The sequence below is a fragment of the Prevotella sp. HJM029 genome, from assembly GCF_000599605.1.
Lineage (GTDB): Bacteria > Bacteroidota > Bacteroidia > Bacteroidales > Bacteroidaceae > Prevotella.
Genome location: NZ_KK082661.1, coordinates 30927 through 43859 on the forward strand (window position 1 = coordinate 30927; position 12933 = coordinate 43859).

General features: G+C 48.5%; 13 protein-coding genes and 1 pseudogene. 5 read left to right on the forward strand and 9 right to left on the reverse strand.

The features are described 5' to 3' along the window. Positions 1 to 56: 56 nt before the first annotated feature. From X919_RS0107390 to X919_RS0107410, 5 genes are all read right to left on the reverse strand, one after another. Positions 57 to 509: a DUF1896 domain-containing protein gene (locus tag X919_RS0107390; RefSeq protein ID WP_007366531.1), complete on the reverse strand. Its 453-nt coding sequence runs from the start codon at positions 507 to 509 to the stop codon at positions 57 to 59. 238 nt (positions 510 to 747) lie between these two features. Continuing rightward, positions 748 to 2838: a type IA DNA topoisomerase gene (locus X919_RS0107395; protein ID WP_007366532.1), complete on the reverse strand. Its 2091-nt coding sequence runs from the start codon at positions 2836 to 2838 to the stop codon at positions 748 to 750. A gap of 59 nt (positions 2839 to 2897) precedes the next feature. After that, on the reverse strand, positions 2898 to 4475 hold the full coding sequence (locus X919_RS0107400) for a DUF3945 domain-containing protein (protein WP_007366533.1): 1578 nt from the start codon (positions 4473 to 4475) through the stop codon (positions 2898 to 2900). Between the two features lie 19 nt (positions 4476 to 4494). Then, complete coding sequence (locus tag X919_RS0107405) at positions 4495 to 4845, reverse strand: helix-turn-helix domain-containing protein (protein ID WP_007366534.1); 351 nt, start codon at positions 4843 to 4845, stop codon at positions 4495 to 4497. Between the two features lie 3 nt (positions 4846 to 4848). Beyond that, positions 4849 to 5241, reverse strand: coding sequence for a helix-turn-helix domain-containing protein (locus tag X919_RS0107410; RefSeq protein ID WP_014224631.1), 393 nt, complete (start codon positions 5239 to 5241; stop codon positions 4849 to 4851). 250 nt (positions 5242 to 5491) lie between these two features. On the opposite strand from X919_RS0107410, the gene X919_RS0107415 reads away from it, so the two are divergent. Continuing rightward, the gene (locus X919_RS0107415) at positions 5492 to 5785 is read left to right on the forward strand and encodes a helix-turn-helix domain-containing protein (protein WP_007366536.1); all 294 of its coding nucleotides are present in this window, start codon (positions 5492 to 5494) and stop codon (positions 5783 to 5785) included. A 39-nt stretch (positions 5786 to 5824) separates the two neighbouring features. Then, complete coding sequence (locus X919_RS0107420) at positions 5825 to 6130, forward strand: helix-turn-helix domain-containing protein (protein ID WP_014224629.1); 306 nt, start codon at positions 5825 to 5827, stop codon at positions 6128 to 6130. 91 nt (positions 6131 to 6221) lie between these two features. Here the strand turns inward: X919_RS0107420 and X919_RS0107425 are convergent, their stop codons facing one another. Continuing rightward, positions 6222 to 6584: a hypothetical protein gene (locus tag X919_RS0107425; protein ID WP_007366538.1), complete on the reverse strand. Its 363-nt coding sequence runs from the start codon at positions 6582 to 6584 to the stop codon at positions 6222 to 6224. 13 nt (positions 6585 to 6597) lie between these two features. Beyond that, positions 6598 to 7833 carry a site-specific integrase gene (locus tag X919_RS0107430; RefSeq protein WP_007366539.1) on the reverse strand — a complete coding sequence of 412 codons (1236 nt, stop codon included), beginning with the start codon at positions 7831 to 7833 and terminating at the stop codon, positions 6598 to 6600. Between the two features lie 328 nt (positions 7834 to 8161). Between X919_RS0107430 and X919_RS17240 the strand changes: the two are divergent. Beyond that, positions 8162 to 8227: pseudogene (locus tag X919_RS17240) on the forward strand (hypothetical protein); the annotation flags it as partial. Positions 8228 to 8236: 9 nt separating this feature from the next. Beyond that, a complete protein-coding gene (locus X919_RS15080) occupies positions 8237 to 8527 on the forward strand; it encodes an ATP-binding protein (RefSeq protein WP_253270114.1) in 291 nt (96 codons plus the stop codon). Between the two features lie 23 nt (positions 8528 to 8550). Here X919_RS15080 and X919_RS15085 read toward each other — a convergent pair whose 3' ends face one another. Further along, the gene (locus X919_RS15085; protein ID WP_253270108.1) at positions 8551 to 10668 is read right to left on the reverse strand and encodes a S8 family serine peptidase; all 2118 of its coding nucleotides are present in this window, start codon (positions 10666 to 10668) and stop codon (positions 8551 to 8553) included. Positions 10669 to 10680: 12 nt separating this feature from the next. Further along, positions 10681 to 11136, reverse strand: coding sequence for a hypothetical protein (locus X919_RS17245; RefSeq protein WP_253270109.1), 456 nt, complete (start codon positions 11134 to 11136; stop codon positions 10681 to 10683). Positions 11137 to 11690: 554 nt separating this feature from the next. On the opposite strand from X919_RS17245, the gene X919_RS0107445 reads away from it, so the two are divergent. Beyond that, positions 11691 to 12914: a site-specific integrase gene (locus X919_RS0107445; protein ID WP_028899573.1), complete on the forward strand. Its 1224-nt coding sequence runs from the start codon at positions 11691 to 11693 to the stop codon at positions 12912 to 12914. The last annotated feature ends 19 nt before the right edge of the window (positions 12915 to 12933 follow it).

Below are 12933 nucleotides of genomic sequence, written 5' to 3' on the forward strand. Positions count from 1 at the left end.
CAAGGATGAATGCCGTCCGTATCGCCTCGATGTTGTCCCGCAGCCGTTGTTTGCGGTTAAACGCCATATTCCCCGATATAAAGGACGGCGGCTCCCGTCAGCTCCGTGTAGAGCAGGTCGTATTCGGGCGACAGGGCGAAATTGTCGTCCGAAAGGTCATAGGCGGAGAATACGTTGCCGACCGGCGGCAGCAACTTTCGGATGAAGGCTTCGCGTTTCTTTCCCGGCACTTCGTCGGCAAACTCGTTTTCCACGACTTCGCGGAGGATGGCGTACTTGGAATAGCGAAGCCCCCGCAGGAGCGTGTCCATCGCCAACTCCTGCGCCCCTTCGGGCGGATAGCCTTCGAGCCGCGCACGCTCATACGTTTCGGCGGCACGGTCGGCACGCTCCCGGATGAAGGCATCGTCGGAAGCCTGTTCAAACCTGTTCGTGCGGAGGTAGTCCAGCAGGTACAGACCGTAATAGGAAAAGTCGGTCTGACCCTCGTTTTTCTTCTTGTTGTTCATTACTTTGGAATTTAGTGGATTGATAATGACGGGGATAGTCGTCTGAAAAGGAGAAAGAAAAGGCACTCGGTATCCCTCCGAGTGCCACCACTAAATCCAAAGTATGAGTGTAATCCGGTATCGAAGAACAATTCATTACTCTGAACAAGTGGCAAAGGTAGTGCAAATCGAAGACAATACGAAATAAACCCGTTTATTTCTATTGTTGAGGTGCAGCCTACTTTCTCAAAAGTTAATACTATTTCTTCCGTCCTGAAAATTTCCTGCTCGTGTTCCTTTCGGGGAACACGAAAGTCGTGTTATAGTCCCCGTCAAAGGCGACTATGGCGTCGAAGCTCTTGCCCTGCTTGCTCTTGAAGCCTTTGAGCAGCTTCGTATGCCCGTCGGTGAGCAGGTCTTTGATCTCGTCATCGGAAAGGGTGCGGTTCGCTTTCAGGCGGAACACGGGCAGCCCGCACTCCGCGTTGTCGCAGCGTACCACCTTGCCGTAGAACTGCATGCTGCCCGTCCCGCACTTGGGACACTTGCAGCCGGAATCCCTGCGGGCGAACAGTTTGTCGCACGAGAGCAGTTCGGAGGTGATTTCGCGTGTGTACGCCTCTATCTCCCTGCGGAAGGTTTCGGCGGGCATTTCCCCGCGCTCGATGCGTGCCAGATTCTTCTCCCATTCGCCCGTCATGGTTACGTCGGCGATGCGCATCGTCTTCACGACCGAATAGAGGGCAAGCCCTTTTTCAGTCGGCACAAGCGATTTCTTGCAGCGTTCCATGTAGCCGCGCTTGAAGAGCGTTTCGATAATCGCCGCACGGGTGGCGGGCGTGCCGATGCCGCAGTCCTTCAACGCCTGACGGAGTGCATCGTCCTCTATGTCCTTGCCCGCCGTTTCCATTGCCGACAACAGTGTCGCTTCTGTATGCAGCGGCTTGGGTTTGGTCTTTCCCTCCGTGATGGAGCAGCCTTTCAGCGTCAGCGTGTCGCCTTCCCGCCAATCGGGGATGGAGGTTTCTTCCTTGTCCTCCACGCTATAGACGGCACGCCATCCGGCTTGCCTGATGACGCTGCCTTTCACCGTGAACTCCACTCCGGCACACTCCGCCGTGACGGTGGCGGTGTCCTTGACGCATTTTTCGGAGAAAGCCTCGATCATGCGTCCGGCAACCATCTGATAGACGGTGCTGTCCTCTTTGGAGAGGAATAGTGGCTTCTCGCCCGTGACGAGCAGGGCGTGGTGGTCCGTCACCTTGCCGCCGTCCACGCTTCTGCGTGTCGGGACGCATTTCGGCTGCACCTTGCCTTTCCATTCGGGCAAAGCCCCGATGAAGGCGAGCAGCTTGGGGATTTCGGCGAACACGTCTTCGGGTATGTAGCGGCTTCCGGTTCGCGGATAGGTGATGAGCTTCTTCTCGTAAAGCTTCTGCGCGATTTCAAGCGTCTGTTCCGCCGTGAAGCCGTGCTTGGCGTTGGCTTCCTTCTGGAGCGTCGTCAGGTCGTACAGCAGCGGTGTTTCCTCCGTCTTCTCCTTGCGTTCGGCTTTCGTGACGGTGGCTGTGCCTGCCGACTTCACCTTATTATATAGTTCCGTCGCAGGCTCTTTCTCTTTCCACTTTTCGGAAGAGGAAAACTTCACCGTTCCTTCATCGCAGCCGTCCGTTGCGATATGGAGCTGCCAGAAGGCTTCGGGCGTGAAGCGGCGGTTCTCCCAATAGCGTGCGCACACCATCGCCAACGTGGGTGTCTGCACCCGCCCGATGGAGTACGTGCCGTGTCCGGCGGCGATGGAGAGTGCCTGCGTGCCGTTGATGCCCACGAGCCAGTCTGATTCGCTCCGCGCTTTGGCGGCAAGATAGAGGTTGTCGTATTTGCCGCCCGCTTCGAGGTTGCGCAGTCCCTCGCGGATAGCCTTGTCGGTAAGCGAGCTTATCCAGAGGCGGACGAACGGGGTGGTGCATCCGGTATAATGGTAGAGGTAGCGGAAGATAAGCTCACCCTCGCGCCCTGCATCGGTCGCCACGATGATCTGTTCGCTTTCCTTGAATAGCCGGGCAACGGTCTTGATCTGCGCCACCACGCCGCTGTCGGGCTTGTAGCCCTTCTCCGTCTTTACCTGACGGGGGACGAGCGTGAAGGTGTCGGGAATGACGGGCAGATTGTCACGGACGAAACCGCGTATGCCGTAGCCGTCGGGCATGGCAAGCTGCACAAGGTGTCCGAACGCCCAAGTCACGGCGTAGCCGCCTCCCTCGAAATATCCTTCCTCTCTCTTTGTCGCGCCCACGATACGGGCGATCTCACGTGCCACAGACGGCTTTTCTGCAATGATTGTCTTCATATTCTTCTGTCGTTTTGAATTTTACAAATGTTACTTCGGATTTAGTGGCGGACACGGGATTACATCTTCATGCCCTTGTTGTTTCTTTTCTGCTGCTGTTGCTGTGCGGTGTCCTTCGGGGCGGTCTGTCCCTTCCGCAACGGCTCTTTCAGGTTCTTGGTAGCCTCGTTGGTCTTGCCCTCGCTGTTCACCGCCACCTGCGTGCGGCTCTCGTTGGAAGGGGCGACCTTCTGCGCGTTGTCGGGGTTGGTGTCGTAGCGGTACGGGCGTCCCTTCTCCGGGTTGAACTTGATGTACATCGTGGCGTGGAAGCCCTGCTTGTCGGTCACGTTCTCTAATTTCACGGCTTTGCCAGCCACGTAGTCGGCTTTCTGCTGTTCGGTGAAGTCCACGCCGCTCCATTTGCTGATGGGGCGGATGCTGCCGTCGGCGTTCGTCCACGTGTTGCGGCGTTGCTCCTTGTTCGTGCCTCCGGCATTCTCCGTACCCTGCGCCTGTCCCTGTGCGGGGGTGTTCTTCGTTTCCTGCGTCCGGGCGGTACGGGGCGACCTGCCGGTTCCCGGCACGAACTCCACGCCGCGCTGCTCCACGTTCACTTGCAGGGTGGTGACGAACTTCCTGCCGTCCTTGCGCTCGATGAGCTTGTCGCGCACGGGCAGCCCGGCACGCAGCATGTCCTGCTCCTGCTTGGTGATTTCCGTCTTGCCGATGCGTTCCGGTATGCGCACCTTGTTCGTCGGGACATCCGTGATTTCGTTCGTCTTGCGGTCAATACTGACGAACGAGGGGATGATCTCGCCCGTTTCCCTGTCCACGAGGTCCACGACCCTGCCGAGGTTGCCTGTTTCGCGCAGGTTCTTCCGGTCGTCGTCGGAGAACTTGTGTTCCTTGTACTCGTCGAGCTTCTGCTCCTTGCGGATGAAGTGCGGCACAAGGCTGACATTGCCCTCGCCGTCCTTCTTGAAGGAGAGGCGGGCGTCCAGCTCGAAAGCCTCTCCGCCGAAATTGGGCGACACCCTCACCAAGTCGGACTTGCCGTAGTTGAGCATTCTGTTAAGGTCGCCCGACTTTTCAAGGTCGTCGCGCTTCACGCCCCATTTCTCCTCCAACTCCTGCCAGTTGATCTTGCTCTCGTCGATGGGCTGGTAGCCCCGGTTGCCCTGCGTCTGCTGCGGGCTTTCCTGATTCTGTTCGTTTTTCTGTTCCATCTCTTCCTGTTTTTTAGGTTCGTCATCTTGTTTCTGTTCCGGTTGTTCCTGCTTTTCGGCGGACTGCTCCTCCTGTACTTTCTTTTCGTAGCCGGAGGTGTCCACCTTGTGGGGCGCAAGCAGTTCCTTGTTGCCGTCGGGGTCTTTCAGCAAGTCCTTGATAACCTCCAGCAGCTTGTCGGCTTGGTCCGCCGCGACACGGTAGAAACCGAAGCGGCTGGGTTCCTTGCACTGCCGGAAGAAGTTCTTGAAGAAGTTGTCCAGCACGTCGCCGTGCCGGTCGAATTGCAGGAAACTCTGCGCGTTCTCCGCTTTCGCGGGGATGCGCTTGGGGGAGCCGTCGGCGTTCAGCCCGGCTACCACGCTGATTTCGCCCGTCTTCTCGTCACGGACAACCAGCACGTCCTTTTCGTCTTTTTTCTTTGCCATCTGAAAAATGTTTTAATGGTTATTTTTGAAAGAAATTATGGATACGGGCCTTGTAGAAGGCTATATCTTCCTTGCGGAAGTCCTTTACATGTTCGGAGAGGAACGTCAGCACGTCCGCCTCGCTGTAATAGGTCTTTTTGCCGAGCGTCTTGTAAGGCAGCGCGCCGATGCTGCGGTAGCGTTGCAGGGTGCGCTTGCTGATTTGGAGCAGCATGCACAGGTCTTGGTTGTCGAAAAGCCTGATCCCGTTCATCGGGTTCGGGGCTTTGCCGGACGGCTGCATGGAGAGCAGCATCTCGTCCTGACGGTCGAGCCGTTCCATCACCTTCTGCATCCAGTTCTCGAAATTGTTGCGGGTAAGCAGTTCCATGTCCTACGTCCTCCTTCCTTTGGGTCTGCCGCCCGTGCGCAGCGTGTGGTTGCGTTTCAGCTGTTCCGGTGTCGCGGCTTCGCCCGTGACGGTGCTGTCTTCGAGCAGGCGGTCTATTTCAGACTGCCGGTAGCGGCACTTGCCGCGCAGCACGACATAGGCGATGCGCTGTTCGCTGCGCATGCGCTGGAGGGTGCGGCAACTCACGTTCAGCAGGTGCGCCGCCTCGCGGGTGGTGAGCAGCCTGTCGGGGGATTCTTCCTTCCTACCGCCGGAAACGGCACGCACGTGTGCCGCTATCTCGGCTATCTGTTCCGTCAATGCGGTGAAGGCGGAACTTTCCATCGTTATCACTTTCATATTCAGTCCTTTCTTTTGGTTTATTTGCATGAACATAGGCTGCGCCTCGGCATACCGTTCAAGCGAGCTTGACGTGCTGCGCTCGGCTTGCGCTATGTTTCTGCGACAAAATTCGGCAATAAACCAAAGGGGCTTTAACAGCTCACTACGTGGCTCACGTAAGATTTTTACGGATAATGGCTCCGTAACCCGGACAGACGACGCAACAAGCTGCCTTTTAGTGGGAAACGGCACGTGTTCAAGGCGGCTTCGTTACCTTTGCGGCAAACTCTGAAATGTTTTGCTTATGGAAATAGTATCTATCGAGAAAAAGACCTTCGAGATGATGGTGGCGTCCTTCAACGCCCTCGCGGAGAAGGTAGCCGCCCTGAGGCGCAGGAGCGACGGCGGGCGGATGGAAAGGTGGCTCACGGGCGAGGAGGTCTGCGGGCAGTTGAGGATCAGCCCGCGCACGTTGCAGACCTTGCGTGACAGGCGGCTTATCGGCTACTCGCAGATTAACCGCAGGTTCTATTACAAGCCGGAGGAGGTCAAAAAGCTCATTCCGCTTGTCGGCACGCTCTATCCCTGCGGGAAATGATTTGATTTTTATTATTCACAACCCACTGAATCCGAAATGATGATGAACGAGAACAATGAAGTGTTTACAATGGAGGACGAGCCGCTTGCCTCCGTCGTGCAGAACATGCGCAAAGGCTCGAAATGGCTCTCCGCCTTTCTGGAAAGTTACCGCCCGCCGTTGGACGGGGAACGTTACCTGACGGACAGGGAGGTGGCGGAACTGCTCCGTGTCAGCCGCCGCACCTTGCAGGAGTACCGCAACAACAGGGTGCTGCCCTTTATCCTTTTGGGAGGGAAGGTGCTTTACCCCGAATCGGGGTTGCGTGAGCTGCTGGAGGCGAACTACCGCAAGCCGATGGAATAAGGCGGCTGCATGAAAAAAAAGGAAACGGGCAACTCCTTCACGGGGCTGTCCGTTTCCTTTTTATTCTTATTATTATATGTCTTCTGCGTTTTCAGCAATACCCGGCTTTTCCGTTCTGTATGAACATCACGTATGCCTGCCGCTTTTCCTTCGAGAGTGCTTTCTCTACCAGCCACGTGCGGAACACGTGTGCATGGTAGGTGTTCAGCCGGAAGGCAACGGGGATGATGATTTCAAGCGAGTAAACATCCGCGTGCAGCCCGTTTTCAAGCCGCATGTAGCGGCACACCTCGTAGTCGTTCAGCACGTCCGGCTTGCGGACGGCTCTGATGGCGGCGTTCACAGCCGGGACGCCCGTGTGGAACAGTCCGGCGATTTCTGTGGCGGTCATCCATATCTCGTTACCGGTTACGCTGACCGTGTTGTCCTCTATGATGATGGTTCCTCGTGTCATGGCTTCTCTGTTTTTAGATGGTGCAACATGAAAATTCCTCGATGCCGTTCAACCTTGCGGCAAGGTTCTCCATGTCTTGGTTGAGCTTCTCTTTGGTGATTTTCGCGTATATCTGCGTCGTCTTTATGCTCTTGTGTCCCAGCATGGAACTCACCGTTTCGATGGGTACGCCGTTGGAGAGGAACACCGTCGTGGCTGCCGTGTGGCGGCTCTGATGCCACGTGATATGCTTGGTGATACCGCAACGCTTGGCGACGGAACGGATTCCGGCAAGGCACGTGTTGTAGTGGGGAACGGGGAAAATCCTGCCGTTCCCGCACAGACCCCGGTATTTGTCGATGATGCGCTTTGCGATGTCGAGCAGGCGGATATTGGACACCACGCCCGTCTTCTGGCGGTTGATGTTTATCCACTCGTGTTCGTCGAAGTAGGTATGGATGTTCTCTTCCGTCAGGTTGCGCATGTCGGCGAACGACAAGCCCGTGAAGGCGCAGAACAGGTAGAGGTCGCGGTAAAGCTCCTGCTTGGCGTTTTTCAGCCTGCCCTCCATCAGCAGCCGGATTTCCTCTTTCGTCAGGAAACTGCGTGTCGTTTCCTCCTTCTTGATTTCATACTCCCGGAACGGGTCGCGTGTGAGCCACTCGTTGTTGATGGCGATGAACACCATCGTCCGCAAGGGGCAGACATACAGCCACACGGTATTGGTGCAGCAGTGCTTGTCCGTGCGTAGGAACATCTCGAAGTCGGAGATGAAAGCGGGCGTAAGCTCTTTCAGCGCGATGTCCTTCACGCGGTAGCGGATGGTGAGGAATTCTTGCAGGTGCTTGTAAACGGTCTTGTACTTCAGGAGCGTGCCTTTGGCTTTCATGCCAGCCTCCACCTGTTTCTCGTAGTCCTCGTTGTGCTGGCGGAACACCTGCATCAGCGTGTGGTAGCGGTGTTCCAGTCCGAGAAAGGCGTTCTTGACCTTCTCCGCCGTGACGAAATTGTCACGCTCCATGATTTCCTGATAATGTCTGTTGATGCGCACACGCATCTTGTCGAGCATGCGGTTCGTTTCGAGTGCCGCCGTGCTTCTGCCCGTGACACGTCCCCCTTTGGTGTCCCACAGCTTGGGATCGACGGTCAGTTTGCAACTGAACTGCGTCTGGCTGCCGTCCACCGTGATGCGTCCCATGACGGGTACTGTCCCGTCCTTTTTCACTACCTGACGTTTGAGGTAGTAGATTACTGAAAATGTACTCTTCATCGTCCTTAATTTTTTTAGGTTCAAAATTAGTCGGTGAAGAGTCCGTCGCCGGTACGCAAAACGGGGAGGAACGGCGCAATCTTTTTCCGTAACCGGATTTGTTGCGTGGGTTGTCAATAACTCACTAATCCTTAACGCCTTGTTTCGTTATCCGTGTCCGTTTGTCGCCTTTTCGGGCATGGTTACGGACAAGTAACGTAGCGGCGTCCTGATTTGGCTTTAGGGGTGATTGCGATGGCTTCACGAATAATCGGAAGCACAACTGAAACCCTTGTAACTCAATTCTATCACTATATCTTTCCGCATTTCACTTTTTTGTAGTAACTTTGTGTCATCAATATTACAGTTGTTTGATTTCATCAGTCAAGACACAATCATCATAGCTGCTACTAATCAATTACAGATGATTGACGAAGCACTTATTAGGAGATTTGATTTGACAATTAAAATAGATTTGCCAACCCCCATACAGGTGCATTCCCTTGTTCAATATACGATTAAAGATCGGTTCAAATTTGACAATGAAAAGGCTAAAGAGGAAATTATTAACAAAGAATGCAACAATTTATCCTACTACGTTATTAAACAAGCCTTGCTTAATGCTATTAAGCGGAATGTATTAGATGGATATGATAACAATGTTATCCGAACAGATATTTGGAAAAAACTCTTACACGACAAAAGGATTGGTTAATACCAATCCTTTTGTCGTGTAGACTATACTTCAGCTTGAAGAGTAGCCTGAGCAATAGCTTCTACAGTATTCTCCTGTTCTAGGTTGTCGTATAGACTATTGCCATCTATTTCAACAGAATGATTCTGTTCAATTGTCAAAACGAATGAGAAAGGGTGGTCTGTTCCAACTAAAAAATCACGTCCTGTACAACGAAAAATAATTGATATCTGGTTGCAAACCTTTTCAATTTCGTCACGACTTACATTTAAAATCTTTTTCTGTACATTTGAAAATATTTTGCTAGACGCTGGGTAAAAATCATCAGACCATGCTCCAACACTAGACTTTATAGCCATTCTATCATTATTGTCAGATGCTCTTTGTCTTGCATACTCTTCTGCATTCTTTCTTGGATCATCATGGTTCATGCTGTTTCCCAAATTGAAGGCAATATGAAATGGGCAATAAGATAAAGCATCGCCCCGTTTAGGATTGAACTTATAGCAGAGAGTAGCAGTTAAAGTTAGCAATGTACCTTTCTTTGAGTATTGGAGTAAATAACTTGGGATATTCAGATTTATGACCTTATGACTATCGAAATCTATTCTATCTTCAATAACAAATGTACAACGATTATCAGTAGAATCTAAACATTTGGAAATATTGGGGACACCATGACCTGAAATATACTTTGATAATCGCTCTGAACTGTATTTCTTGGACAAACGAGACTTCTCGTTGCGATCTACATTTGGGTAAGAATTATTATCTAAAGCTTTTAAATTATCAATTGTTCTATCAAGATAATACGTTTTTATCGGGTCGGAACTATTAATCATCAGAGCCTTCACGGATTGCATGCTAAGGTTAGGATACTTACGAACAATTTTAGCTGCAATATTAGCTGCTAATGGAGCAGCATAGCTTGTTCCAGAGTTCTGTTCTATTTTCAAGCCAACTCCACCCCGTCTCGGCGATAAGACCAGCATTCTTGATGCAACATCCAATTGATCACCACCAGGCATAACGATATCAGGCTTGAAGAGATTCTTATTTCTTTGGTTGTTCTTGAAGCGAGTTCCATTAATCAAAGAATTATAATCCATGTAATATTTACGAGAATAAAATGCAGGGAGTTCCTTGCTCAAACTCAATCCATGACTCCTCTGGCTTGCATTATAGTTTTCAGCGATAGCACCAACTGACATGTTATTCATACTTTCACTAGGCTCGCAGAGATTCATGCATTCACCATCATGGCATTCAGTTTCCTCCAGTGTTATAAATGGGTTATAATAATGATTAGGATACTGCAAAAATTGTTTTACCTTTTCACTTGTTCCTAGTTCAGCAGCAACATTCTGCATTTCTTCAATATCTTCTACACTAAGGTTTCCAACAGAAATGAAAATCAAAAGATCATATTCAAAAGCTAATTCGTCAAGTATATATGCGTAAGTAGAAATATTCTGATTGTATAGCTTCCCACGGACTGACATGGAGAGATTGAAGATGCGAACACCGTATTCTTGATTAGCCTTAATAATAGCATCTTTTATATCGGCTATATTTAAAGATCCAGTTTCACCTCTCTGAACTTTTATAGAAAAAATTTTTGCGTCAACATTGATGGTATCAGCATTAATATCTTGGTAGAAGTTATTTCCAAATGCAGCCAATGTCGCAACCGTAGTACCATGAGTTGAATCTGACATTAAATCAATCTCATAAGGATGCTGTTCTTCCTTGCTGGTCAAATCAAAGCCATGTTGCTCTAATATTGGATCTAGTACGGCTAATTTCTGAACGCCCGTATCAATTACACCAATAGTGGGTGCACCTTCTAGCAAATTCAAAGTTGCATCTGGCACTTGCTCTAATTCTCCAAAGGCATTAGGACGTACACGGATGTTATACAAAGATTGAATTGTTTGTATAATATCAAAATTATCCAATAGAACATCCAAGTCATCTTGTCTTATGAAATCGATCTGATATATTCCAACTCCTATCTTTCTGTATGTTATATCCTTTCTATCTAGGTATACTTCCATAGCCTCCTCTATATCCTGTTGTTTGTTCAACATTCTTGATGAATTTTCCACCAACTCAAGAAGCACATCATTGGCATCTCCATCTATAACAAAAGAATACTTCATAGAATTACTATCCTAATAGCTAAAATCAGCGATCAAAGTTAAGGGCTTATACTCCGTGCTTTCGTCATTATCTTCTGCAGAAAAGGAATTGATTTGAGTTATAAATACATTATTAAATCGGTTTACATCAGCTATAGCGAACAGGACCGTCTGATTCATATTGGAGTAATTAAGTTCTGATAAACCATAAACCTCACAATATTCTTTTATCAAAGCACTATCAGCAATTTTCAAAAAGTTAATCGATAGCATATCGAAATGATCAACGTTTATTTCTTGTGACCTTAAGTTATGACGATTTTCCATAGCTCGCTCAAATTCAGCACGACAACGAAGAAGTTTCTCTCTCTGCTGATGATAGTTCTTAACTTCTCCTGAAGTTTCTTCCTCATTATTTCTACCTCGTGTTCGTTTAAATTCTGGGCAAGTGCCAAATTCATTCTTTAAAAACAGATGACTTTTACTCATTGTACAGAGAATTTTAATATTTACAAACTATTCTTATACACAAAATTAGTAATAAGTATTGAAAATACCATATAATATATAATTAATTTAAGGTGAGACCAATGTAATAGTGACATCTGATTATTAGGAATAATGATCCATATAGTGGACTAATGGTTAGCACTATTCTTGGCTCACATAATATATTAAAAATATAAGATGGCTAGCTTTGTGTGGTTGAATGGGAACAATTTGGGAACATTTGCAAAACAAGAAAAAGCTAAGTATTGAATAATCAATTACTTAGCTTTTTGCTTAGTACCCAGACCCGGTACAATGCCGTGAAAACAAGAGAAACCAAAAGAATATATTATATTGATAATCAGCTATTTGCAATTTTCTTATATTTGGTGATTTTGCCCTTTTTTGTCTGTTTTTTGTTAGATAGTACACTTTTAGTACACTTTGATATTTCAAACTTTTTAGTATCTTTGCAAAATAAGAAAACATCTGAAAATAAACGAGTTAATGATTTTACACGGTTTGATACTCATTCAGGTACATAACTATCAACTATGGCAAAATTAGAAAATAAAGCAAAGGAAAACCCGAAATTGGAGCAAAATACGCTTTCTGACGGTCGGATAAGTCTTTATCTTGAGTATTATCTTGGTAGAGAAGAAACGCCTGTTTTGGATGATAATGGTAATCCTGTTTTGTATGAAACAGGAAAGATGGCAGGCAAACCCAAAGTACACATCAAGCATAACAGAAGAAAAGAGAATTTGCAGTTGTACTTGATAGCCAAGCCTCGCACTCCAGAAGAACGCCAACAAAATAAGGAAACACTTGCATTAGCAGCAAAGATCCGTGCTGAGCGTGAACAGGAATTTAAAGAAAGCATGCTCGGATATCGTTTGAAGAAGGATAGAAATATTAATTTCTTAGACTACTACCAAGCGTACATAGACAGTTATACCAAGAAAGACCTGCGAATGATAAAAATAGCCTTGAATCGTTTTAAGGATTTTCTGAAAGAGCAATACCCACTCTATGAGCTTAGCATTAAACCTGACTTGATAACCAAAGATATGATGGAACACTTTGTTGAATATTTGCAATCACGAAGTGTTGGTGAAGGAGCAAAGAGTATTTACCAGCGTTTCAAGAAAGTGGTGCGTTATGCTATCGACCACGAAGTGATGTTGAAAGACCCTTGCAAGGGGGTGGTTTGCAAAGTAGATGAGCAGATTTTGCGCAAAGATGTGTTGTCAATGGATGAGATACAATCACTGATTCAATGCCATTATGATAATGAAAATCCCAATGTCAGGCGAGCCTTTATCTTCTGTCTGTATTGTGGGCTACGCTTCTGCGATGTGAAAGACTTGACTTACAAGAACATAGATTACACTAATCGTCTTTTGAAATTTGAGCAGAACAAAACTAAAGGGCATTCAGCACATAGTGGTGTGGTCATTCCTCTGAATGATGGATTATTGTCATTGGTTGGTGAGGCACCTGACGATTTGAATACCTCCATATTCAATCTTCCATCTTATGAGAGTTGCTGCAAATCTGTAAAGCGATGGGTGAAACGTGCTGGCATTAACAAACACATCAGTTGGCATTGTGCTCGCCATAGCTTTGCCGTGAACATACTCAATAATGGGGCTAACATCAAAACTGTCGCTAGCCTATTGGGGCATAGCGGATTGAAGCATACCGAGAAATATACTCGAGCGGTGGATAAGTTGAAGTTGGAGGCAATCAATAGTTTGCCAGAATTGAAAATATAGGCACTTGACTTATATGGTT